Source organism: Halorhabdus tiamatea SARL4B (genome assembly GCF_000470655.1).
GTDB lineage: Archaea > Halobacteriota > Halobacteria > Halobacteriales > Haloarculaceae > Halorhabdus > Halorhabdus tiamatea.
Genome location: NC_021921.1, coordinates 905919 through 926829, shown reverse-complemented (window position 1 = coordinate 926829; position 20911 = coordinate 905919). Strand labels below are relative to the sequence as shown.

General features: G+C 64.0%; 19 protein-coding genes. 11 read left to right on the top strand and 8 right to left on the bottom strand.

From position 1 onward, the window contains the following. Positions 1–14 precede the first annotated feature (14 nt). The 3 genes from HTIA_RS04705 to HTIA_RS04695 form a co-directional block, all read right to left on the bottom strand. Positions 15–653 (bottom strand): Sjogren's syndrome/scleroderma autoantigen 1 family protein, encoded by a 639-nt coding sequence (locus HTIA_RS04705; RefSeq protein ID WP_008524442.1) that lies wholly within the window; start codon positions 651–653, stop codon positions 15–17. Positions 654–731: 78 nt separating this feature from the next. Next, the gene (locus HTIA_RS04700) at positions 732–1841 is read right to left on the bottom strand and encodes a polysaccharide deacetylase family protein (RefSeq protein ID WP_008524444.1); all 1110 of its coding nucleotides are present in this window, start codon (positions 1839–1841) and stop codon (positions 732–734) included. Positions 1842–2221: 380 nt separating this feature from the next. After that, positions 2222–3505 carry a polysaccharide deacetylase family protein gene (locus tag HTIA_RS04695; RefSeq protein ID WP_008524445.1) on the bottom strand — a complete coding sequence of 428 codons (1284 nt, stop codon included), beginning with the start codon at positions 3503–3505 and terminating at the stop codon, positions 2222–2224. Positions 3506–3628: 123 nt separating this feature from the next. Between HTIA_RS04695 and HTIA_RS04690 the strand changes: the two genes are divergently transcribed. Beyond that, on the top strand, positions 3629–5209 hold the full coding sequence (locus tag HTIA_RS04690; protein ID WP_008524446.1) for a uracil-xanthine permease family protein: 1581 nt from the start codon (positions 3629–3631) through the stop codon (positions 5207–5209). 185 nt (positions 5210–5394) lie between these two features. On the opposite strand, the gene HTIA_RS16220 is transcribed toward HTIA_RS04690, so the two are convergent. Further along, positions 5395–5580, bottom strand: coding sequence for a hypothetical protein (locus HTIA_RS16220; protein ID WP_021029701.1), 186 nt, complete (start codon positions 5578–5580; stop codon positions 5395–5397). A 225-nt stretch (positions 5581–5805) separates the two neighbouring features. Here HTIA_RS16220 and HTIA_RS15675 point away from each other — a divergent pair, with 225 nt between their 5' ends. From HTIA_RS15675 to HTIA_RS04675, 4 genes are all read left to right on the top strand, one after another. Continuing rightward, positions 5806–6018: a hypothetical protein gene (locus tag HTIA_RS15675; protein ID WP_079980308.1), complete on the top strand. Its 213-nt coding sequence runs from the start codon at positions 5806–5808 to the stop codon at positions 6016–6018. Then, on the top strand, positions 5978–6268 hold the full coding sequence (locus HTIA_RS04685) for a glycosyltransferase (protein WP_008524447.1): 291 nt from the start codon (positions 5978–5980) through the stop codon (positions 6266–6268). The genes HTIA_RS15675 and HTIA_RS04685 overlap by 41 nt, the downstream gene beginning before the upstream one ends. A 110-nt stretch (positions 6269–6378) precedes the next feature. Beyond that, the gene (locus HTIA_RS04680; RefSeq protein ID WP_008524448.1) at positions 6379–6678 is read left to right on the top strand and encodes a toxin-antitoxin system TumE family protein; all 300 of its coding nucleotides are present in this window, start codon (positions 6379–6381) and stop codon (positions 6676–6678) included. Between the two features lie 6 nt (positions 6679–6684). Beyond that, a complete protein-coding gene (locus tag HTIA_RS04675) occupies positions 6685–7206 on the top strand; it encodes an HVO_A0114 family putative DNA-binding protein (RefSeq protein WP_008524449.1) in 522 nt (173 codons plus the stop codon). A 201-nt stretch (positions 7207–7407) separates the two neighbouring features. Here HTIA_RS04675 and HTIA_RS04670 read toward each other — a convergent pair whose 3' ends face one another. Next, positions 7408–7725 (bottom strand): hypothetical protein, encoded by a 318-nt coding sequence (locus HTIA_RS04670; RefSeq protein WP_008524452.1) that lies wholly within the window; start codon positions 7723–7725, stop codon positions 7408–7410. Between the two features lie 357 nt (positions 7726–8082). Between HTIA_RS04670 and tnpA the strand changes: the two genes are divergently transcribed. The 4 genes from tnpA to HTIA_RS04650 all read left to right on the top strand — a co-directional run bounded on the left by tnpA (position 8083) and on the right by HTIA_RS04650 (position 14127). Further along, positions 8083–8475 (top strand): IS200/IS605-like element ISNph5 family transposase, encoded by a 393-nt coding sequence (gene tnpA, locus HTIA_RS04665; RefSeq protein WP_044950699.1) that lies wholly within the window; start codon positions 8083–8085, stop codon positions 8473–8475. A 1-nt stretch (position 8476) separates the two neighbouring features. Next, positions 8477–9733: an RNA-guided endonuclease TnpB family protein gene (locus HTIA_RS04660; protein ID WP_020936068.1), complete on the top strand. Its 1257-nt coding sequence runs from the start codon at positions 8477–8479 to the stop codon at positions 9731–9733. Between the two features lie 207 nt (positions 9734–9940). Next, positions 9941–12514, top strand: a complete 2574-nt coding sequence (locus HTIA_RS04655; RefSeq protein ID WP_020936067.1) for a hypothetical protein — start codon at positions 9941–9943, stop codon at positions 12512–12514. Between the two features lie 485 nt (positions 12515–12999). Next, positions 13000–14127, top strand: coding sequence for an ORC1-type DNA replication protein (locus HTIA_RS04650; protein ID WP_008526798.1), 1128 nt, complete (start codon positions 13000–13002; stop codon positions 14125–14127). A gap of 49 nt (positions 14128–14176) precedes the next feature. Here the strand turns inward: HTIA_RS04650 and HTIA_RS04645 are convergent, their stop codons facing one another. Next, the gene (locus HTIA_RS04645) at positions 14177–14464 is read right to left on the bottom strand and encodes a hypothetical protein (RefSeq protein ID WP_008526800.1); all 288 of its coding nucleotides are present in this window, start codon (positions 14462–14464) and stop codon (positions 14177–14179) included. Between the two features lie 157 nt (positions 14465–14621). Here HTIA_RS04645 and HTIA_RS04640 point away from each other — a divergent pair, with 157 nt between their 5' ends. Further along, on the top strand, positions 14622–15071 hold the full coding sequence (locus tag HTIA_RS04640; RefSeq protein ID WP_008526801.1) for a universal stress protein: 450 nt from the start codon (positions 14622–14624) through the stop codon (positions 15069–15071). A gap of 1 nt (position 15072) precedes the next feature. Here the strand turns inward: HTIA_RS04640 and HTIA_RS04635 are convergent, their stop codons facing one another. Then, entirely contained in the window at positions 15073–15909 is an 837-nt protein-coding gene (locus tag HTIA_RS04635) for a hypothetical protein (protein ID WP_008526802.1), read from the bottom strand. A 103-nt stretch (positions 15910–16012) separates the two neighbouring features. On the opposite strand from HTIA_RS04635, the gene HTIA_RS04630 reads away from it, so the two are divergent. Beyond that, on the top strand, positions 16013–18172 hold the full coding sequence (locus HTIA_RS04630) for a glycoside hydrolase family 32 protein (protein ID WP_008526803.1): 2160 nt from the start codon (positions 16013–16015) through the stop codon (positions 18170–18172). Positions 18173–18211: 39 nt separating this feature from the next. Here the strand turns inward: HTIA_RS04630 and HTIA_RS04625 are convergent, their stop codons facing one another. After that, the gene (locus HTIA_RS04625; RefSeq protein WP_008526804.1) at positions 18212–20899 is read right to left on the bottom strand and encodes a glycoside hydrolase family 31 protein; all 2688 of its coding nucleotides are present in this window, start codon (positions 20897–20899) and stop codon (positions 18212–18214) included. Between the last annotated feature and the right edge of the window lie 12 nt (positions 20900–20911).

Sequence of the window (20911 nt, the reverse complement as noted above, 5' to 3'; positions counted from 1 at the left end):
TTGCCCACTCGACGTCAGCGGAGCCGATCGAGTGCAGCCAGCGTCTCGGCGGCCTCGCGGGCGGCTTCGAGGGCGTCGCTGGCCCGTCGGGGGTCGTCGGTCGCCTCGGCCTGTCGGGCAAACGAGGACAGCGTCGCGACGAGTGATTCGCGGGCGTCCTGGAGGTCCCCGGTCCCGCGTGCGGTCGACTGCTGTTGGTCAGGATCGAGTGCCGGCACGTCGACGCGCTGCTCGCGCTGGACCTCCGGCGAGGGGCTCTCCGAACGTGGGGATGCTTCGCGCTCGGTCTGCTTGGTTGGCGCTGTTGCCGGCGTGTCCGGTGATGCGACTGTCTGTGCGGACGATTCGGCTGTCGTCTCGCTGTCTGGCTCGGTCGTCGCGTCCGCTGACGACGCTTCCGAGGTGGGCGTCTCGTCAGCTTCGGGCGTCTCGCCGCCCGCGTCCTCGCCGCCCGCTCCCTGACAGGTCGGACAGAACTCCTGGCCGTCGTACCGGAAGATTGGGTCCCCACACGTCTCACAGTGGGCGTCGGTCATCGTCGCGCCCTGCAACAGCAACTCGCTCATCTGCTCGGTCGCCTCGCGCTTCTTTCGATCCTTCTCGAACTGCTCGCGGAGGCGTTCGCGTTCGGCCTCCTCGTCGAAGTCGCTCATATGTGTATCTAGGCCCGGTCAACAGGCATAGACGTTGCGACCTGTCACGCCATTCAGCAATCGATCGACTCGAAATCCCTACGCCGACAGCGTCAGGGATTCCTCGTCCAGTGCGACCTCGTAGTACCCGTGGGAGTTCCACTCGAGTTCTTCCCCATTCTGTGAAAGCGTACCGCCGTCGACGGTCACCCGGACGTGGCGTCCGGCCGGGAAGTCCTCGGGTACCGTCCAGTTCCAGACGGTCTCCTCGCCCGACTCGGAGACGTCGGCGGATGCAAGCAGCTGTTGGCCCCGCCAGTACGCGCCGATCGTGGCGAGCGTGTCGATCCAGACGTCACCGACGGATTTGGCGTGTTCGACACTGTCGGTGATCGCCCCGATGTCGACTGGGGCGTACCACTCCTGGTCGGTCGGCGTAATCGAGTGGAAGGTCAATATCTGCCACTCACCGTTCGCCCGAGCGTTGTCGATCAGATCGATGAAGGTCTCGGCGGTGTCGCCCTCCTCGGCCACGTAACACGGCAAGTCGTACGGGTCGGTGTTGTCGTTCGGGCCAACGGTACCGCCACCGAGCTTGCGGTTGAGGAAGAGATCGGACCGCTCGGCCGGCACGCTCCAGCCGCTGTCGCCGTAGGGTCCTGCCATCGTCCAGACGTCTTCCTGTCCCAGATTCTCGGTGATGTATTTGCTACACTGCTCAATCTCGGTTGCTGGGTCCGAAAGCGCCTCGCCGAAGGAGCTCTCGGTCATATCGACGTACGGATGGCTGACAGTTTGGTTGCCGAGTTCGTGGCCGTCCTGGCCGGCCTGCGTCCAGCCCTCCTCGAACCCCGTGACGTCGTCCTTGACGTTGACGGAAAGATAAAACGACATGTTCATCTCGGTCTCTGCGAGTGCGTCGTAGTGTTCGAGCTGGGCGGGTTGGCCGTTGTTGTACGTATAGGTGACGGCTCCTTCGAAACCGGCCCAGTCGAGCACCTCGAGGCCCCCAGGGTCGCCTGTCGGTTTCGGGATCTCGTTTCGGTCGGGCGTCGGCAATGGAGCCAACGGCCCGTTCGCCGACTGCGGGACCTCTGGATCCAGTTCCGTTTCAGTCTCCGTTTCAGTCTCTGTCTCCGTTTCAGTTTCCGTTTCAGTCTCTGTTTCGGTCTCCGTCTCGGTTGGCGTTTCGCCGCCGAGGTCTACCATTCCCGACTGTTCCGGAGTGTTCGACGTATCCGTCGGACTCTCTCCGTTAGATGAACTATCGTCCCCACAGCCGGCGAGTGTACTGAGTCCAGATACACCGGCAATCGTCAGAAATCGACGACGATCGATCCGGGTTCGTGCCCCCTCATCCTGATCTGTCATGTACCGGCTGATATTTTAGACTCAAAATACATGGTCTTTAGTATTTGTGCTCATCGTTGGTCGGTCGGCCCCGTTTCTTTCGATCCTGCTCGAACTGTTCGCGAAGCGCTCGCGTTCGACCTCCTCGTCGAAGTCGATGAGATGTCTCTATAGGACCGGCCAACGGGTAACGGTTCGACCCGGGCCGCCAGCTAATCTGAACCGTCGGTTCGGATCCCCTACGCCGACAGCGTCAGGGATTCCTCGTCCAGTGCAACCTCGTAGTACCCGTGGGAATTCCACTCGAGTTCCTCCCCGTTCTGGGAGAGTGTCCCGCCGTCGACGGTCACTCGGACGCGACGGCCGGCCGGGAAGTCCTCCGGCACCGTCCACTCCCAGACGGTCTCGTCGTCCGACTCGGTGACGTCGGCGGATTCGAGTATCTGCTGGCCGCGCCAGTACGCGCCGATCGTGGCGAACGTGTCGATCCAGACGTCGCCGGCGGATTTAGCGTGCTCGACGCTGTCGGTGATCGCCCCGATGTCGACTGGGGCGTACCACACCTCGTCGGTCGGCGAAATCGTATGGAACAGGAAAATCTGCCACGTGCCGGCCTCGCGGGCGTCGTCGATCAGGCCGGTGAACGTCTCGGCGGTGTCTCCTTCCTGGGCCATGTAACACGGCAGATTGTACGGATCGGCGTCCCCGTCGGGCGCGACTGCGCCGCCGCCGACGCCGCGACTGAGAAAGAGGTCGGACGCCGCGGCCGGGTCGGCCCACCCGTCGTCGCCGAAGGGGGCCGCCATCGTCCAGACGCCTTCCTGTCCCAGATTCTCGGTAATGTAGGACGAACACTGCTCGATCTCGGTTGCCGGGTCGTCGACGGCGTCGCCGAAGGAACTGCCGGTCATGTCGGCGTACGGATGGCTGACCGTGTGGTTGCCGAGTTCGTGGCCGTCCGCGGCGACCGCTTTCCAGCCGTCTTCGAATCCGTCGAAGCCGACGTTACTCGTGATGAAGAAGGTCATGTTCATCTCCGTCGCCGCGAGCGCGTCGTAGTGTTCGAGGTTCGATGGCTGGCCGTCGTCGAAGGTGTAGGTGACTGCGCCATCGAAGCCGGCCCACTCGAGCACCGTGAGATTCCCCGGTTCGCCGTCTGGTTTCGAAACACCATTGGGCTCCGGCGTCGGCAACGGTGCCAGCGGTCCCGGCTCCGACTGGGAGACTTCCGGGTCCGGCGTTGTCGTCTCCGTCTCGGTCTCAGTTTCGGCCTCAGTCTCCGCTTCCGTTTCAGTCTCGGTCTCTGTGTCCGCCTCGGTCGATAGCTCAGTTGTCGTGTCCGTCGGTGAACGTTCCGTCGGCGTATCGGTCGACCGGTCGGTACTCGTCGACGTGGTTGCCGGTTGGTCGTCCGTCGTCTCTCCCCCGCAGCCGGCGAGCGTCGCGATCCCCGATGCCCCGGCGACTGTCAGGAACTGCCGTCGATTGACGACAGTATCGGACTCGTCGTTCGTGTCTGACATACAACGCCGCCAAGATTCCCCGCCGTGTTGTATAAACGTACTGGAATATCTGCGCTGATCGCTCCGGTCGAGACGAGCGTTTCGATAGTTTTTCGGTCTGTTCTGTGCAGGTGCTCGCCAGGCATGGGCGAAACCGAAGACCCGGACGAAGGTGACGCACTTGTGGAATATGGCATCGAGGATCGGCCGCCGCTGTCGCGCTCGATCTTGCTCGGAATTCAGCACTACCTGACGATGATCGGCGCGAACATCGCCGTCCCACTTATTCTGATCACCGCACTTGGTGGGGATTCGATGCCCGCCTCGGCGCAGGCGAAGTTTATCGGGACGTTCTTCGTCGTCTCCGGTATTGCGACGCTGGCACAGACGACGCTCGGCAACCGGTACCCGATTGTCCAGGGCGCGCCGTTCTCGATGCTCGCGCCCGCCATAGCGATCCTCACGGCGGCACCGATGCTCTCGGGAATGGCTGGCTGGGAAGCCAAACTCCTGTTCTTACAGGGGGCGATCATTACGGCCGGCATCGCGGAGGTCGTGATCGGGTATCTCGGCCTCGTCGGGAAGATCAGAGAGTACCTCTCGCCGGTCGTGGTTGCGCCGGTCGTCGCGTTGATCGGCCTCTCGTTGTTCTCGACGGGCGACATCACGTCGGCGACGAACAACTGGTACCTGCTCGGGCTCACCCTCTTTTTGATCGTCGTCTTCTCGCAGTATCTCGACCGAGTTTCCCGCGTGTTCGATCTCTATCCTGTCCTGCTGGGGGTCGTCGGCGCGTGGCTGCTCGCCGCGATCGGCTCGTGGTTCGGGGTCATCCCCGCCGGCGATCCAGCGGCGATCGACTTCTCGAAACTCACCGCCGAGCAACTCGTCTATGTCCCCTATCCGTTCCAGTGGGGGATGCCCCGGTTCGAACTCTCTTTCGCGATCGGGATGTTCGCGGGCGTGCTCGCCTCGATCATCGAGTCCTTCGCAGATTACCACGCCGTCGCCCGGATCTCGGGGGTCGGTGCACCCTCGAAACGTCGGATCAACCACGGCATCGGCATGGAGGGGCTGGCGAACGTCTTCTCCGGGCTGATGGGCACTGGCGGGTCGACCTCTTACTCCGAGAACATCGGGGCGATCGGGCTCACCGGCGTCGCCTCGCGCTTTGTCGTCCAGATCGGCGCGATCGCGATGTTGATCGTCGGCGTGATCCCACTGTTCGGTCGCGTGATCGCAACGATTCCGGGACCGATCGTCGGTGGGCTCTACATCGCCATGTTCGGACAGATCGTCGCCGTCGGGCTCTCGAATCTGAAGTACGTCGATCTGGACTCCTCGCGGAACCTCTTCATCATCGGCATTGCCCTGTTTGCGGGCATGGCGATCCCGGCGTACATGGGGAACATCGACGCTGCGGCCACCTCGATGGAGATTTCCGGGTTCGAACTCTTCCGCCAGGGACTGACCGATGTCCCGCTCGTGGGGTCCGTTCTCGGCACCGAAATGGTCTCCCGGACGGTCTACATCATTGCCGGCGTCCACATGGCCGTCGGCGGGATCATCGCGTTCATTCTGGACAACACGGTTCCCGGGACCCGGAGGGAGCGCGGGCTGGCCGACTGGGCTGAGATTACCGAGCAAGACGACCAGTTCTCCTCGGCAGTAGAGCGAGCTTCTGAACGCTTTGGCAGTGAGCGTCCGCCGTTCTCCGGGGATTGACTCGGCCAGCCGATCGTCAGTGCAGACTCTGAGATTGGGTCACGACACGGGAAAACCAAATCCGGAAAAGCTGGTCTGCTGTACTCGGGGGTGTTCAAATCCGATAGCAAAGCGGATTCCCGCCCCACCGTGGGTGGGCGGCCGACCGACGGCAGCATTCGCGCCCGAGGTAGGTAATGCAGTCGTTACTGTCGACCGGCCGGCCGCATACGTCGAAGTGCTGCGGCCGGCTTTGCGTGAATCGCCTGTGCTATGCTCTTCACCCATGTGAACGCCGTTCCGAGCGACAACAACACGACGTACACGAATCCGAGAATCAGAATCTGAACTGCTCCGCCGAAATTGCGGACCAGCGAACGTTTCCCAGCCATGCAAGATCATTGTGCAACATCTTGTTTAAGCGTTCGCCTAATATTATCAAGTATGATATGCGGAGGTATTCGCAGTGCATTCATTCGGCTGTACGTCAAGGTGCTCGCACCTGTGAAATTGTCCCAGGCGGCTGACGGGTCGCGATGCCAAGTGTGAAATTATAGATTTATTAATATTTAACCAAAAAGATTTTTGCATTCTCTTGTGATTCCTTGGTTGTCACAGTGGTGAGCAAATTGGGTGGGTATCCACAGTCTGTCCGACCAGCATCGATCAAGTGTATCGCTTGTAACGCTCCAGCCGTCCTCACGCAGGACGGGGAGTACGTCTGTGTGGAGTGTGGGGAATCGCGAGTCAATTCGATCGGGTCAGCGGGAGCAGAGGGCGAGCTACAACATGGCCACGGAGTACACAAGAAGCAATCAACCGGGGACTGAGGGGGACCTCGGTGGCGAGTCGACGGGGTATCAAGGGGAAGGCAACTTACTCGGTCCGGGCAGCGATGTCGATCCGGCTTTGAGCGTCGTGCTGCCGACGTTGAACGAGGAACGCGGCATCGAGGTTTGCATCGAGCAGATCAAAGACGCAGTCGAGACGATGGACGTAACCGCTGAGATCATCGTCAGCGACAGCAAGGCGCGGGACCGGAACTGGCGAGGGCTTTCAGAGCAGTCCCACTCAGTTTGAGCCCGTATCTAAACACTCCCGGTCGCAGTGTGGCCCATCCTATGTTGGCGTCATCCACCAACGGAAAGGCTTACCTATGTTGGCTTAGTACACCAACATAGGGAGCACAGATGGGATCGACGGTCATCTATGAAGACCAGGGGACGTTCGACGACGGCTCCAGGTACGAGATGATCGCGACCGCCATCCCGAAAAGCGACGACTACCCCGAGGGCGTCAAGTACCGCTTCCAGTACATGGCCGAAGACGGTCGAACCCTGCTCCGGTTCGACAACTTCCCGGACCACCCGGGAGTTGACCGTCACCACTGCCACACGCCCACCGGCGTCTACGACGACATCGAATATCCCGATTTCGAAGCCCACGTCCAGACGTTCTACGACGAAATGGACGACCGCCGCGAGAGGTAACCCACAATGGCTGACAAATCCGACACACCCGACGACACCGACGACGGCACCACCACCGACTCCGAGACCGAGGAAATCGTGATGAACGACGTCGAAGCCGAGGCGGACTTCCTCGAAGACCGCGACCCTGCGGACTACCCGTCAGTGCTGCGGGTCACATCCGAGTCCGAGGAGGCCCACCGCCAGGATGCGCTCGATCGCCTCGATCGCTGGGAAGCCGGCGAGGCGGTCCCGCACGTCATCAACTTCCAGCACCCGAGCGATCTCCGGGCGCTGCTCACCGACCGTCGTGTCGAGCTCCTCCGGAGTATCATGACCGCGCGCCCGGACAGCATTCGCCAGTTGGCCGAGCGTCTCGGCCGCGACGTCAAGAGCGTCCACACTGACCTCCAGGTCCTCGCGGACTACGACATCGTTCATTTCGAACAGGCTGGGCGGGCCAAGCGCCCGTTCGTTCCCTACGACTCCATCGAGATCAGTCTCGAGATCTCGACCCCGGCCGCGGCCGACGACACTGTACCCGCGTGAGTGACGGGATTCACCCGTCATCGATCTCCGCACGCAGATCGTCTCTCACTGATTCACAGCTGACCGTTACAGCTTGCAAACGGCCGAAATCAACCATCGAAATACTCATGAAGAATGACACGAACGTGTGTGCATTCACGTTCGAGAGTGAGATCTCGAGAACGTCCTCACTCGCGTAGTCAACCACCTTCTCCCATCCCGTCAGGATTCAACTGGTCGTCGCGGGAGGTCCCGAACGAGTCGATCCCGGAGCCGACCGAAGATCGGCACCCCAACCATGCCGAGGACGGTCGTGACGTAGACGCCACTCAGGAAGTACAGCGGATATCTATTGATCTCTTCCCACCCGATGTGGGCGGCGTTGAAGAACGCGAAGAACACGCCGAAAAACAGCAACGCGTAGGCGACCCCCTCGTGGTCCCTGTAGGCGAACGCGACGAACAACCCGAGGAGCAGCCCCATCTCGACCGCGTGTACCTTGGCGTAGTTGCTGAGGATTTCCGCGAGGAGTTCGATCATACCCTATCTGAACGCGGACCGTGATCGACCAAAAACACCACCATTCCATTATAGATATTGATAACTATAACTGCTCAACTGCATATTTCTCCACAGAAATCCAGTTTAAAGCTGATATACATATACGTTATCATTACTGAATTTAATAGCAATGTGTCCTAACGTAGCGGGGGGTACGTGGGTAATCGAACTGCTGTGATTGTGGGAGCGTCTATCGAGTCCGCGAGAGAATCCCGCCGTTCACGGCGGGCGTGAATCGCGTAAGCGCGGTTTGACAGTCCACGCGGTTCTGCCCGACCGAATACCCAACGGCACAAGAGTTATTGAGATTGGGTGTCTTGTATCTGCTAAGGCCAAATGGAGTATCACCTGCAAACCGGGTCGCACACAGTGTACGCGCTTCAGTATCACTTCGTGACTGTCACGAAGTACCGTGCCGATATTCTCACCGATGAGCGGCTGGAGCGCGTGGCTGAAGTCGCTCACGAGATTGCAGAGGACTTCGAGGCCGACATCAAGAACGTGGACGGGGGCACCGACCACGTTCACATCCTGTTCACGACCAAACCCACCACCGACCTCACGAAGTTCATCAACTCGCTCAAGGGCGTCACATCCCGCCGGATTCGGCAGGAGTACCCTGAGGTGAAACAGACGCTCGAAGATGCGTTCTGGCAACCGGGATATTTCCTCGTCACGACCGGTCAAGTGAGCATCGACGTGCTGATGGACTACGTGGAAAACCAGTAGCATGACCGCAACAACCACGAAAACGCTGGAGGCCACGCTCGCCCCGCCGACAGCCCACAAAGAGCGCAAACTGTGCGACCTGCTCGACACCTACCGCGCAGGACTCCATGAGGCGTTCGAGGCCGGGTGCGAGACGATGACCGCCACCAGTGACGTGGTGACGCCCTACGACCTGCCGTATCAGGCGAAGGCGGCCCTGTGTAACTACGTTCCGCAACTGCACGGAACCTACGATGCACAGGAGTTGGACGACGACCACCCGGTTCGACTCACCAACCAAGCCGCTGAGTTCGACCACTCGGCGGAACGCGACTACGAGTTTACGTGGTGGGTACCACAGCCCGGTCGCGGCACCAACTTCTGGATACCACTCCGTATCAACCCCGCTCAAGAAGAACTGTGGCACGACCTCGTACACGGTGAAGCGTCGGCAGGGCAACTCCGCCTGCAACGTCACCGCACGTCGTGGACGCTTCACGTCACCGTCGAGTTCCCGGTTAAAGAACCGGGCTATGAACCGACAGACAACCATGTAACACCAGTCGGCTTCGACATTGGCGAAGCACACCTGCTCGCGGGCTGTGCCTGCGAGCAGGGCACTCCGACTGACCCACTACTCATCAACGGTGGTCGCGCACGTCACCTTCGCAAAGAGATGTTCACGACGCTCAAGCGACTCCAAGAGCGCGAGGCCGCCGAGTGGCGGATTGACGAACGGTTCGACCACTACCAGAACGCACTCACAGACATCATCGAGAAGGCGTCTCGGCAGGCAATCGAGTACGCCTGCCGATTCGAGAAGCCTGTCGTCGTGCTAGAAGACCTCTCGTACATCCGCGAAGACCTCGATTACGGCGAGTGGATGAATCGCCGCCTCCACGCATGGGCGTTCGCTCGCTTGCAGGAGCGCATTGAGGACAAAGCGCGAGAGTCTGGCATCCCGGTCGAATACGTCGAGCCGTCCTACACGTCGCAGACGTGTCACGAGTGCGGCCACGTCGGGTATCGGGACGGCGACGAGTTCCGGTGTACGAACGACGAGTGTTGGGTGACAGAGTACCACGCGGACATCAACGCGGCGGTCAACATCACTGACCGCCACGACCCGTGGGGTGAGAGCCTGCCGCTGAAACCGGCGGGCGATGACATCCCACGGGATGGGAGTGCCTGTGACAGCGCCCCGACCCCCACCGAGCAGAGCCAACCACGGCAGATGACGCTCGGAGAGGTCGGGTCGGAACCCTCTGCCGGTAGTTAGCCGGTATTCCCATGCAGGGAAGCCGCGCCGTTCACGGCGCGGAGGATGTCACCGATGGTGTTCCGGTACACAGAGATCGAAGTACTGGCGTTGGCGACCACCTCCTAGCACAATGCGTATGTTGACAGAAAGCCTGCGAATCAATACTCAGAACAGTATGACGAGGCTACACCATCCCGTGCCGTACCCGACCGAGGAGTGTCGTCCATGAGCGTGCTCAAACAGATCGCGGTCGCGCTCGTGGCGATCCTGATGGTGCTCTCGATCGCCGGCGCGAGCGCCGCGTTCGCGGTCAACGGAACCATCCTCGATAGCGATCACGTCACCGGGTCTTTCGAGGACGCGGGCGTCTACGAGAGCGTCGCCTCCGAGGGCCAGGATCGTATCGCCGGGGACCTCGAGACGGCACTCGAGGGTCGCGCCGACGAGATCCCGGCGGGGATCACCCTCGACGTCGACAGCCGGGCCGCCGCCGAGGCGGCACTCACCGAGGAGTACGTCGCCGAGGCGTTCTCGACCAACGTCGAGCAACTGCTCGCCTATCTGGAGGGCGACGCCGAGGAACTCGCCCTTCAGGTCGACCTCGTGCCCGTCAAAGAGTCGCTGGACGAGTACGTCGCGAACGACACGATCACTGTCGACACGGTCGCCCTGGCGAACGAACGGGAAATCAACGTGACGACCGCCGGCGTGACCGTCGACAGCGAGATGCTCGTCCGGCTGAACGAAAACCGAGAGGGGTACGAGGAGACACGCATCCGGCTCCGAACGCAGGCCATCGAGGGCGCGGACGTTCCAGTCGACATCGGTGCCAACGGCTCCGCCGTGGTCGAGACGGAGCGGTTCCTCCGGGAGACGGACTTCGCGGCCGAACGGGACGGGGTCAGGGTCGACACCGCCATGCTCGTCCGGATGAACGCAAACCGCTCCGGCTACGCGGACACCCGGGCTGACATTCGTTCCCAGGGACTCGAGACGACGGCGGTCCCGCTCACCGTCACCGACGACGGCACGATCGACGTGGACACGGTCGCCCTCGCCCGAGAGAACAACGTCTCTTACGACCGGGGTAACGTGACGGTCGACGACGAAACGATTGCTTTGCTGAACGCCAACGAGTCCGGCTATACGGGCGTTCGGACCGATATCCGATCGCAGATCCTCGAACCGTTTCCCATCGACGTCGACGAGAACGGCGAGGTCGTCGTCGAGACTGCCGACGTCGCCCAGGAGATCGACTTCGCGTCCGCGAGCGACGACGTCAACATCACCGACGACATGCTCGTCCGGATGAACAACGGGTCGGACGGCTACGCGGCGGTCCGATCTGACATCCGCGAGCAGGTTCGTGCGGGACTGCCACCGATGGCGACGTCTGCGCAGGTCGACACCACCCTCGAGGAGATCAACGCCGGCCTCAAAGACAACGCGACCAGCCAGGCGCGGGCCGACTACGGCGAGAACGTCTCCGCGGCGACCCTCGATGACATCGTCTCTCTGCAGAACACGACTATCGACGGCCTGACCGATCCCGACCTCACTGACTACGACGAGTACGCGACGCGACGCGATGCCAACGAGGCAGCCCTGGAGGAGTCTCTCACTGCCGAACTCGCGGATCGACTCCGGGACGTCAACGAGGAGATCAAAGCTGACGCCGCCGAGCAGGCTCGACGCGAGTACAGCGAGGACCTCACCAACGAGTCCGTCGACGACGTCATCGCGCTGCAGAACACGACCGCCGACGGCCTGACCGATCCCGACCTCACCGACTACGACGAGTACGCGACGCGACGCGACGACGCCGAAGCCGCCCTGGAGGAGTCTCTCACTGCCGAACTCGCGGATCGACTCCGGGGCGTCAACGAGGAGATCAAAGCCGACGCCGCCGAGCAGGCTCGACGCGAGTACAGCGAGGACGTCTCTGAGGAGACCATGACGGACATCATTGCCTTGCAGAACACCGTCATCGACGGGCTGACTCACCCCGACCTCACCGAGTACGACGAGTACGCCACTCGTCGGGACGACGCCGAAGCCACCCTGGCGCACTCTTTCGATCGGGAACTCACCACCAGGCTCAGCGAGGCTGGCACCGAGGTCAAAGCCGACGCTGCCGACAGAATCCGAAGCGAGTACGGCGATCAGGTCTCTGCGGATACCATCGAGGACGTCGTCGCCCTCCAGAACACGGTCGTCGATGGACTCGTTGCCCCCAATCTCACCTACGAGGCGTACGCGAGCCAGCGCGAGGATGCCGAGGCCGCGCTGGCGGCCTCACTCGTCGCGGAACTCACCGACCGGATCGACGAGCAGGTCGACGATCGGATCGAAGTCGGGAACGTCACCGGCGAAGGGGCCGACGCTCTGGACACCGTCCGGACCGGGGTCGGCTTGCTCGGGACTCTCGCGCTCGTCCTCCCACTGCTCTTCCTGGCGCTGATCGGCGTCGTCTACGCCATCACCCGGTCGGTCCACCGCACGGTCGCGACGACGGGCTACTCGCTGCTCGTCGCCGGCATCGTCGGCGCAGCGGTCGGCTCCCTCGCGAGCGATCCGGTGGTCGACCTCGTCGATACCGCACTCGAATCCTCATCGGACGAACTGGCCGGGACCGGCGTCGTCGAGGCGATTCGCAGTCTCATCGATGGACTGTTCAACACGCTGACGATGCAATCGGTCGTGCTTGCCGTTCTCGGTCTCGTGCTCGTCGCGGTGATTTTCGCCGACAGGCGTGGTGCCTTCGAGACGCTGAAAACACGAATCCGGCGCGGTTCCTAGAGACGAACAGCCACGTTCACCGACGTCGTTGCTTCTCTTCGGTCGACAAATCCTACCCTTCCGGAAGTCCGGTCGTGTTTAGCAGGAATGGAGTCTGAGAGCCAGAAAGCCCCGAGTGGCTCCGGTCGAAGCCCTTGCTGCGCTCCTCACTGCGTTGCGGTGCCAGCGTCGGCCGTCTTCCCGGAGCCACTCGCCCCTTTCAGTCCCCCCGAAGCCGGTTGCCCAGCCGGCCTGGGTGGGACTGAAAGGGGCCGCGTTCTCAGCGAATCCCGACGACGCAAGCACCCACTGGAGCGCAGCGAGCGCGAGACGCGAACAGAGTGAGCGTCTCGGTCCGCTCGAACGGCGAACGGAGTGAGCCGTGAGAGTCGCGGGAGCTGAGAACGCGGGGGCTTTCTGGCTATTCGCAGCCGAATTCGCGTAACTAAACATACCCGGAAACCACCCGCCAAGAGTTAAGTAGCGTCCGGAGCGTCCTCAGAGTGATGACAGACGACCCCGAGGAGGGGATGCTCTCCTGGGACGAGTCCGTCTTCCGGGACGAGCACGTCTTCGAGATCGACTACGTCCCCGAGACGTTTCGCCACCGCGAGAGCCAGATGGAGACGTTGAAGTACGCCCTCCGGCCCGCGGTGCGTGGTTCCCGACCGCTGAACGTCATCGCCCGCGGGCCGCCCGGGACGGGCAAGACGACCGCGATCCAGAAACTCTACGGCGAACTCGGATCCCAGACGGACGTCCGAGTCGCCCGGGTCAACTGCCAGGTCGACTCGACGCGCTATGCCGTGTTCTCGCGGCTCTTCGAGGAAGTCTTCGAGTACGAACCGCCGGCCAGCGGGATCTCCTTCAAGAAACTGTTCGGCCAGATCACCGAGAAACTCGTCGAGGAAGAAGAGGTGCTCGCGGTCGCCTTAGACGACGTCAACTACCTCTTCTACGAGGGCGAAGCCAGCGACACGCTCTACTCGCTCCTCAGGGCCCACGAGGCCCACTCCGGGGCCAAGATCGGCGTGGTCGTGGTCTCCTCGGACCTCGAACTCGACGTCATCGAATCGCTGGACGGCCGCGTCCAGAGTGTGTTCCGACCCGAGGAAGTCTACTTCCCGAAGTACGACGAACCCGAGATCGTCGACATCCTCGAAGAGCGCGTCGAGCGCGGGTTCCACGAGGGCGTCGTCGACGCCCCGATCTTAGACCGTGTCGCCGAACGCACCGCAGACCAGGGCGGCGATCTCCGGGTCGGGATCGACCTGCTGCGCCGGGCCGGCCTCAACGCCGAGATGCGCGCGAGCAAACACGTCGAACCCGAAGACGTCGAGGCGGCCTTCGAGAAGTCCAAACACGTCCACCTCTCGAGACACCTCGATGGGCTCTCCGAGAGCGAACGTGCCCTCCTCGAAGTCCTCGCCGACCACGAGGGGCAACTCGCCGGCGACATCTACGAGCACTTCCAGGCCGAAACCGACCTCGGGTACACCCGCTACTCGGAGATCGTCAACAAACTCGAGCAACTCGGGTTGCTCGAGACGACCTACACCAGCGTCGATGGCCGGGGTCGTTCACGACAACTCTCCCTGGAGTACGATCCCGAAGCGATCACCGATCGGTTGTGATCCGGACGCGGCCGGGGCGTCGCTGGCTGCTCCCGGCGGTGTCCTGTCCTCAGTCTTCGACGGTCACGTCGACGGCGTCGCCCTCCTCGGGCGCGTCGATGGCGACGTCGGGCTGTTCGTCGTCACCGGCGAGTTTCCAGGCCAGAATCGAGACGATCACCGAGAGGACGACGCTCGCGACGACGAGCCGACCGACCGAGATCCCACACCCGTCGTCGTCCGCTTCGTCCTCGACGGGCGGTTCGTCCTCGGCCTCGCTTTCGTCTGGCCCCAGATTCGGGCCGATCGACGCGTCTTCCAGATGCACCTCGAACAGCGTCAGCTTATCGAGTACCATACTGACACTTCAGGCGGCGTGGGTATATACCTGCCGTGGACAGTCCCTCATGGCTGGCCAGGCGTGTCGGCGAACCCGGAACCGACCTCTTCGGACTTTCGCGAGGGCATCCGGCTGAACACATAGTTTTGTAACCCTGGCCGACCAATTCGACGGCATGACGCTGCAAAACATACTCGTCGCAGTCGGGCCCAAAGACAGCGAGCGCGCCGACGAACTCGCCGAGGCAGTCCTCGAGGTCGCCCAACCGGCCGCCGCGACAGTCCACCTCACGCACGTCTTCACGCCGGGGGAGTTCGAGGAGGCGACCGACCGGTTAAACTTCGAGAGTTCGACGACTGCGGACCCGGACGCCGTCGCACAGCGCCACGAGACGATCCGAGCGCTGATCGGTGCACTCGAGGACGCCGGCATCGAGTATGCGGTCCACGGTCGCGTCGGCGATCACGCCGAGAAGATCGTCGAGCTCGCGGGTGAACTCGACGCCGATCGGGTGGTCGTCGGCGGGCGGAAACGCTCACCGAGCGGGAAGGCTGTCTTCGGGAGTATCGCCCAGGACGTCATGCTCGAATCACCCTGCCCGGTAACGTTCGTCAAAGGGGCCTGACTCACTCGAACGTAAAGAAGCGCGCGTTGCACGACGGACACATCAGTTTCTCCGCGGGCGACCCGCCCGTCGGCACGGTCTCGCCACAGCACTTGGCGTCGGTGACGATCAGCTCCTCGTCACAGAGCGGACACGTCTGGAGCAACGACCGGAGCGGCCGCCCCGCAGCACGCGCGACATCGTCGTCGACGCGCCCGGCGAGCGCCCGTGTGGCCGCGAGTTCGGGGATCGCGTAGGCCCGCCGCATGTGGGTCGGCGACCCCGCCTTCGAGTCGAGGACGATCCCGGGTTCGACCGCCTCGCGAGTCGCCGAGACGTCGACTGCCGGTGGCGTCGCGCCGTCGGCGACGGCCGCCAGCCCCTCGAGATCCCGCTCCCGTAGCGCTTCGATCTCGCGTCGCCAGTCGGCCCGGAAGTCCTCGTCGAGTCGGACGTCTTCGCCGTCGAACTCGACGACGCCCGCCTCGCCAAGCTGGGCGAGCACCTCCTCGCCGTCGGGTGGCTGTTCCCCGGCGTCGTCCCGATCCGGCGACGCCGATTCGCCGACGTCAGCGAGCGATCCGGTCGCCGTCGGCGACTCGCCGTGATCGAAGGGGTCGACGGGGAGTTTCGCGGTGAGTTCCGGCGCGAACGACGGCGTGTACGGAACCAGATAGCCACGGAGCCCGATCGCCGCGAGGCCGCCGACCGCCAGGGCCGTCGCGGTTCGACGCTTGCCTCGCAGCCACAGCAGGCCGGTCACGCCAGCGAGCAACGCAGTGTTCGTGATCGTACACGGCCAACACCGGTTGTCGCCGGTATACTCCGGTCGGCGGAGTTTCTCCAGCAGCGAGTTCATGCCCGCAACGTTGGGTCGGTCCTGACTTGAGTGTGTTGTCCACGCCGCAACTCGCCGTCCGCTCTCCCGTAGTTTTTTGGCCGCGATTTCCCTCCGGACAGGTATGGACGACCGTCCGGAGACCCAGCACGGACCGGGAACCGTCGGATTCCTCTCGCTCGGCGACCTGACCGACGAACAGCGACTCGCTCGTGAGGTCGCCAGCGAGGTCTGGGACACGCAGATCGACGTCCTGGACGCGGACGCACTCGCCCACGGGGACGCAAGTGAGCGCCACGACCGGCTCTGGTGGCACCGCGCGGAGCCGATCGGGGACGAACTGACGCCAGGGCTCGCTGGCGCGCTCGAAAGTTACGTCACGCAGGGCGGCGATCTCCTGGTGAGTCTCTACGCCATGACGGCCGTCGACGACCTCGGTGTCGATCCGCACCCGCCGGATCGGATCGACGACGACTACCGGCCGGTCCACACCTGGGAACACCGCCCGAGTGGCTTCCTCGTGACGTCCCGCCTCGCGGACCGGCCGCCGTTCGACGGCTTCGACGCCCTCCGAATCCACACCCAGCCCTGCGAGCGCGAGTCTGTCCCCCGGGTCGCCTACGACCGACGCCTCCCCGAACACGGCGTCGTCCTCGCGAGTACCGTCGTCGGCGAGGAAGATCGACCGAATCACAACAGCGTGATCGCCTGGGAACACGGCGAGGGCCGCGTCCTCGGCATCGGTCGCGACGTCAACTTCGAGGCCGGCATCGACACCTTCGAGACGGAACTGCGGACGCTGCTCGCCGGGATCGACCGCTTTTTCGCTGCGGACGTCCGGTTCGGCCGACGGCCGTACACGGCGGAAGCGCTGACCGAACTGCGAGCCGAGACGGCCCCGGACCCACACCGTCCGACCTATCACTTCAGCCCGCCGGCCAACTGGCTCAACGACCCCAACGGCCTCGTCTACTGGAACGACCGGTATCACCTCTTCTATCAGTACAACCCCGGCGGCCCCTACCACGGCACGATCCACTGGGGCCACGCCGAAAGCGACGACCTGGTCCACTGGACGGACCGCTCTGTTGCCCTCACTCCCTCGCTCGAGGGGCCGGACCGCGACGGCTGCTGGTCGGGGTGTATGGTTGTCGACGACGGCCAGCCGACGGTCGTCTATACGGGTGCTGACGGCCGCAAACAGTTGCCCTGTATCGCCCGGGCGCGCGACGACGATCTGGCGGCCTTCGAGAAACACCCCGGAAATCCGGTGATCGAATCGCCGCCCGACGCGAATCTCTACGCGACCGAGGAGTGGGACGCCGAGTTCCGGGATCACGAGGTCTGGCGCGAGGACGGGACCTGGTATCACCTCGTCGGCTCCGGCATCGTCGACGAGGGCGGGACGGTCTTTCTCTATCGTTCCCCGGATCTCACCGAGTGGACGTACGCCGGGACCCCCCTCGTCGGCGAGCGCGACGAGACTGGCGGGATCTGGGAGTGTCCCGACTTCATGGACTTCGGGGGCGAGCAGGTGCTCGCCGTCTCGAATCTCGATAGCGTGATCGGGTTTCGTGGCAGCTTCGACGGCGACACCTTCGACGTCGATCGGCAGGTCACGTTCGACCACGGCAACTTCTATGCGAGCCAGTCGATCCCGGACGGCGATCGCTACCTCTCGTGGGGCTGGATCCGCGAGGATCGCGAGGAGTCAGCCCAGTGGGACGCCGGCTGGTCGGGCGCGCTGTCGGTCCCCCGGGAGATCAGCCTCGACGACGAACTCTCGATTCGGCCCGCTCCGGAACTCTCGGCGCTCCGATCGGACCACGAAAGCGTCGACGAGCGGTCGCTCGACCCGGACGACGACAACCCACTCGCCGACGTCGAGGGGGCACACCTCGAGTTCGACCTCGACGTGACCCTCGAGAGTGCCGACGCGTTCGACCTCGTGGTCCGGGCGTCGCCGGACGGTGCGGAACGTACCGTGGTCCGGTACGAGGCCGACGGGACGCTGACGCTCGATCGCCGCGACTCGAGCCAGTCGGACGCCGTCGCGACCGAACCCCAGTCGATCCCGGACGTGCCCGGCTCGGATCCGGACCGGATTCGACTCCGCGTGCTGGTGGACGCGTCGGTGCTCGAACTCTTCGTGAACGACCGCACTGCGCTGAGTAGCCGGATCTACCCGACGCGATCCGACAGCCTCGGCGTCTCCGTCCGGGCCCGCGGCGGGCGCGTCCAGGTTCACTCACTCGACGTCTGGACGCTCGACTCGGCGATGTGAGCCTGGCGCGGGTCACAACCAGAAGAAGACGGCTGTCTTTTAGTGCTCGGGTTTCTCTTCGGCCTCGCTCTCGGCGGTCACCGCGAAGACGCCGTCGTACTCGAGGCGCACCTCCCCTTCGACGGCCGCCTCGTGGACGTCGAACGCCGTGAACGCCGGTGCGTCCCCGCGGTCGGCGGTGTGTTCCATTCTGAAGGGGTCCTCCGTCCAGTCGAACGCGCTGAACTGGTAGGTGACGGGGGCGTCCTCGGGGTTCCAGACCACGAGTCGGTCCGCGTCGTCGTGGTCGAGCACGTCGACGCCGGCCCCGGTGATGGTCTCGGCCAGCGCCCGCAACTGGACGGTCGAGAGCACGCGGACGTACTCCGCGAGCCACGCGACGCCGTCGGGCTCGAAGTCCGCCAGGAGGTGGTCCTTCACGGTGACGTGCGTCCGGAACGACTCCAGGAGTGTCTCGACGTGGCTCCGCGTCCGGTCACGTCGGTCGAGGAGCGACTCGCCCGCCGCTGTAACCGAGACCGTCAGCCCTTCCTCGACTGCGACGGCGTCGAAGGCGACCGTGAGGGTGGCCTCCTCGGCCGCGTAGGTCGTCTCGGCCTCGACCGGGGCTTCGACGTCGACGTCCGCCGGTTCGGTCACGCCGCGGAACTGAAGTTCGTACGCGCGCTCGTCGGGAATCTCCGAGAGATCGCCCTCGGCCCCGCCGATCTCAAAGGTCAGCCGATCGCCGTCGAACGTCTGGGCGAATTCGGTCGTTGCGTACGCGCCGTCGCGGTGGGCCGTCGTCGTGCCGTCGTCCTCGTAGAGGTCGAAGGTGTTGTCCGCACCCGGGAACGCGACGATCCGGAGGCGCTCGGGGTTCTCGGTGTCCGCCCGCGCGTCGGCGTCCATCGGGACGATCGCACCGGCTTTCGCGTAGACCGGCAGGTCCGCGAGGTCGCCGTAACGGGCCAGCCAGCGCCCGCCCTCGTGGTACTCGCCGGTGACGAAGTCGAACCACTCGCCCTCGGGCAGCCAGACCGACCGGCGGGCGAGGTTGGTCTCGTCGTCGCGCTCGCTCAAGTGTGGTGCGGCGAGCAACTCGCTGCCGAAGTAGTACTGGTGGACGCTCTCCTCGGCCGCCTCGGCCTCGGGATGGTGGTAGTACATCGGCCGGACGAGCGGGACGCCCTCGGTGTGGTCGCGCCACGCCATCGTGTAGAGATAGGGGATCAGTTCGTGGCGCAGGCTGAGTGCGTCTTCGAGCGTCTCGGTGATCGCGCCGTCGAACTCCCAGGGCCGTTTGTCGACGAAGGGGTGTTTGGTCGTGTGGATGCGGTTGATCGGCGAGAGCGCGCCGAACTGGGTCCACCGGGCGTACAACTCGCCGAAGGCCTGTGGGTCGCCTTCCCCGCCCATGTGGCCCCCGATGTCGTGACTCCACCAGCCGTAGGCGACGTTGGCCGAGGTGGCCGTGAGGTGAGGCTGGAAGCGCAGCGACGGCCAGGAGATGTACGAATCCCCGGAGAACCCGATCGGATACCGATGGCCGCCCAGGCCGGGCCACCGCGAGAAGATGAACGGCCGCTTGCCCGTCCGCGTCCGGTCGAGGGAGTGGAGGTGGTTCAGCGCCCACAGCGGGTCGAGCCCGTCCATCTCCGGGGACTGCTCCCACTGCTGCCAGTCGATCCACCAGAAGTCAACCCCCTCCTCGTCCTCCATCGGATTGATGAGGTGCTCGAAGTATCCACGGAGGAACTGTGGGTCGGCGGCGTCGAACTCGACCGGCTCCTCGCTGTCCGGGTCGATCCCCATGAACTCGGCGAAGTCCGCGTACTGGGTCTCGTGGGGATGGACGCCCTCGGCGGGGTGGAGGTTGAGCGTCGTCTTGATGTCGTTGTCGTGGAGCCACTCGACGAAGCCCGCGGGGTCGGGGAAGTACTCGTCGTTCCACGTCCAGCCGGTCCAGCCGTCGTGATACGCGTTGTCGACGACGTGCCAGTCCATGTCGATGACGGCGACCGACAGCGGGATGTCCCGCTCGTCGAATCCCTCGACGACGCCCCGGAGTTCGTCCTGGGTGTACTCCCAGTACCGACTCCACCAGTTGCCAAGCGCCCACCGCGGGATCATCGGGACTTCGCCCGTGATCGCCCGGAAGTCCGCCAGGCGCGTCTCGTAGTCCTGCCCGTCACCGAAGAAATACAGGTCCTCGGAGGACTCGGGCGCGTCGCGAGGCTCGACCCAGCCGTCCTCGCCGAAGACCAGTCGGTCAGTATCGTCGACGACGGCCCACCCGTCGGTCGAGACCAGGCCGTCCTCCAAGGGGGCGGCCCCGTCGACCTCGTCGACCGTCCGGAGCGCGCCGCCGAGGTTGCCCTCGTTCTCGTCGCCGTAAGTCCAGACGGTGCCGTCTTCGAGTTCGATCGACAGCGTCTCGGCGGTGAACGCCGCCTCGATCCCGTGGTCGTATTCGAGCGTGAGTGCGTCGGTCTCGACGACGAGTCGGTCGTCGCCTCGGGTGACCGCGAAGTCCGGGACCGGCCGGTCGCGATACCACACCAGCTGGCTCGGGCGGTCCTCGAAGGTCTCCGTCGGATCGTATTCCAGTCGGAGGACGCGGGCCGAGAGGACCGTGATGCGGACGTTCGGGCCCGTGACCGTCGCGTCGTCGGCGGCGACCGGATCGAAGTCCGGCACGTGTCTGTCGGCCAGTGCGTCGGGTCGGTCGTCGTGGGTGGGTGTCATGGTAGGGTAGTG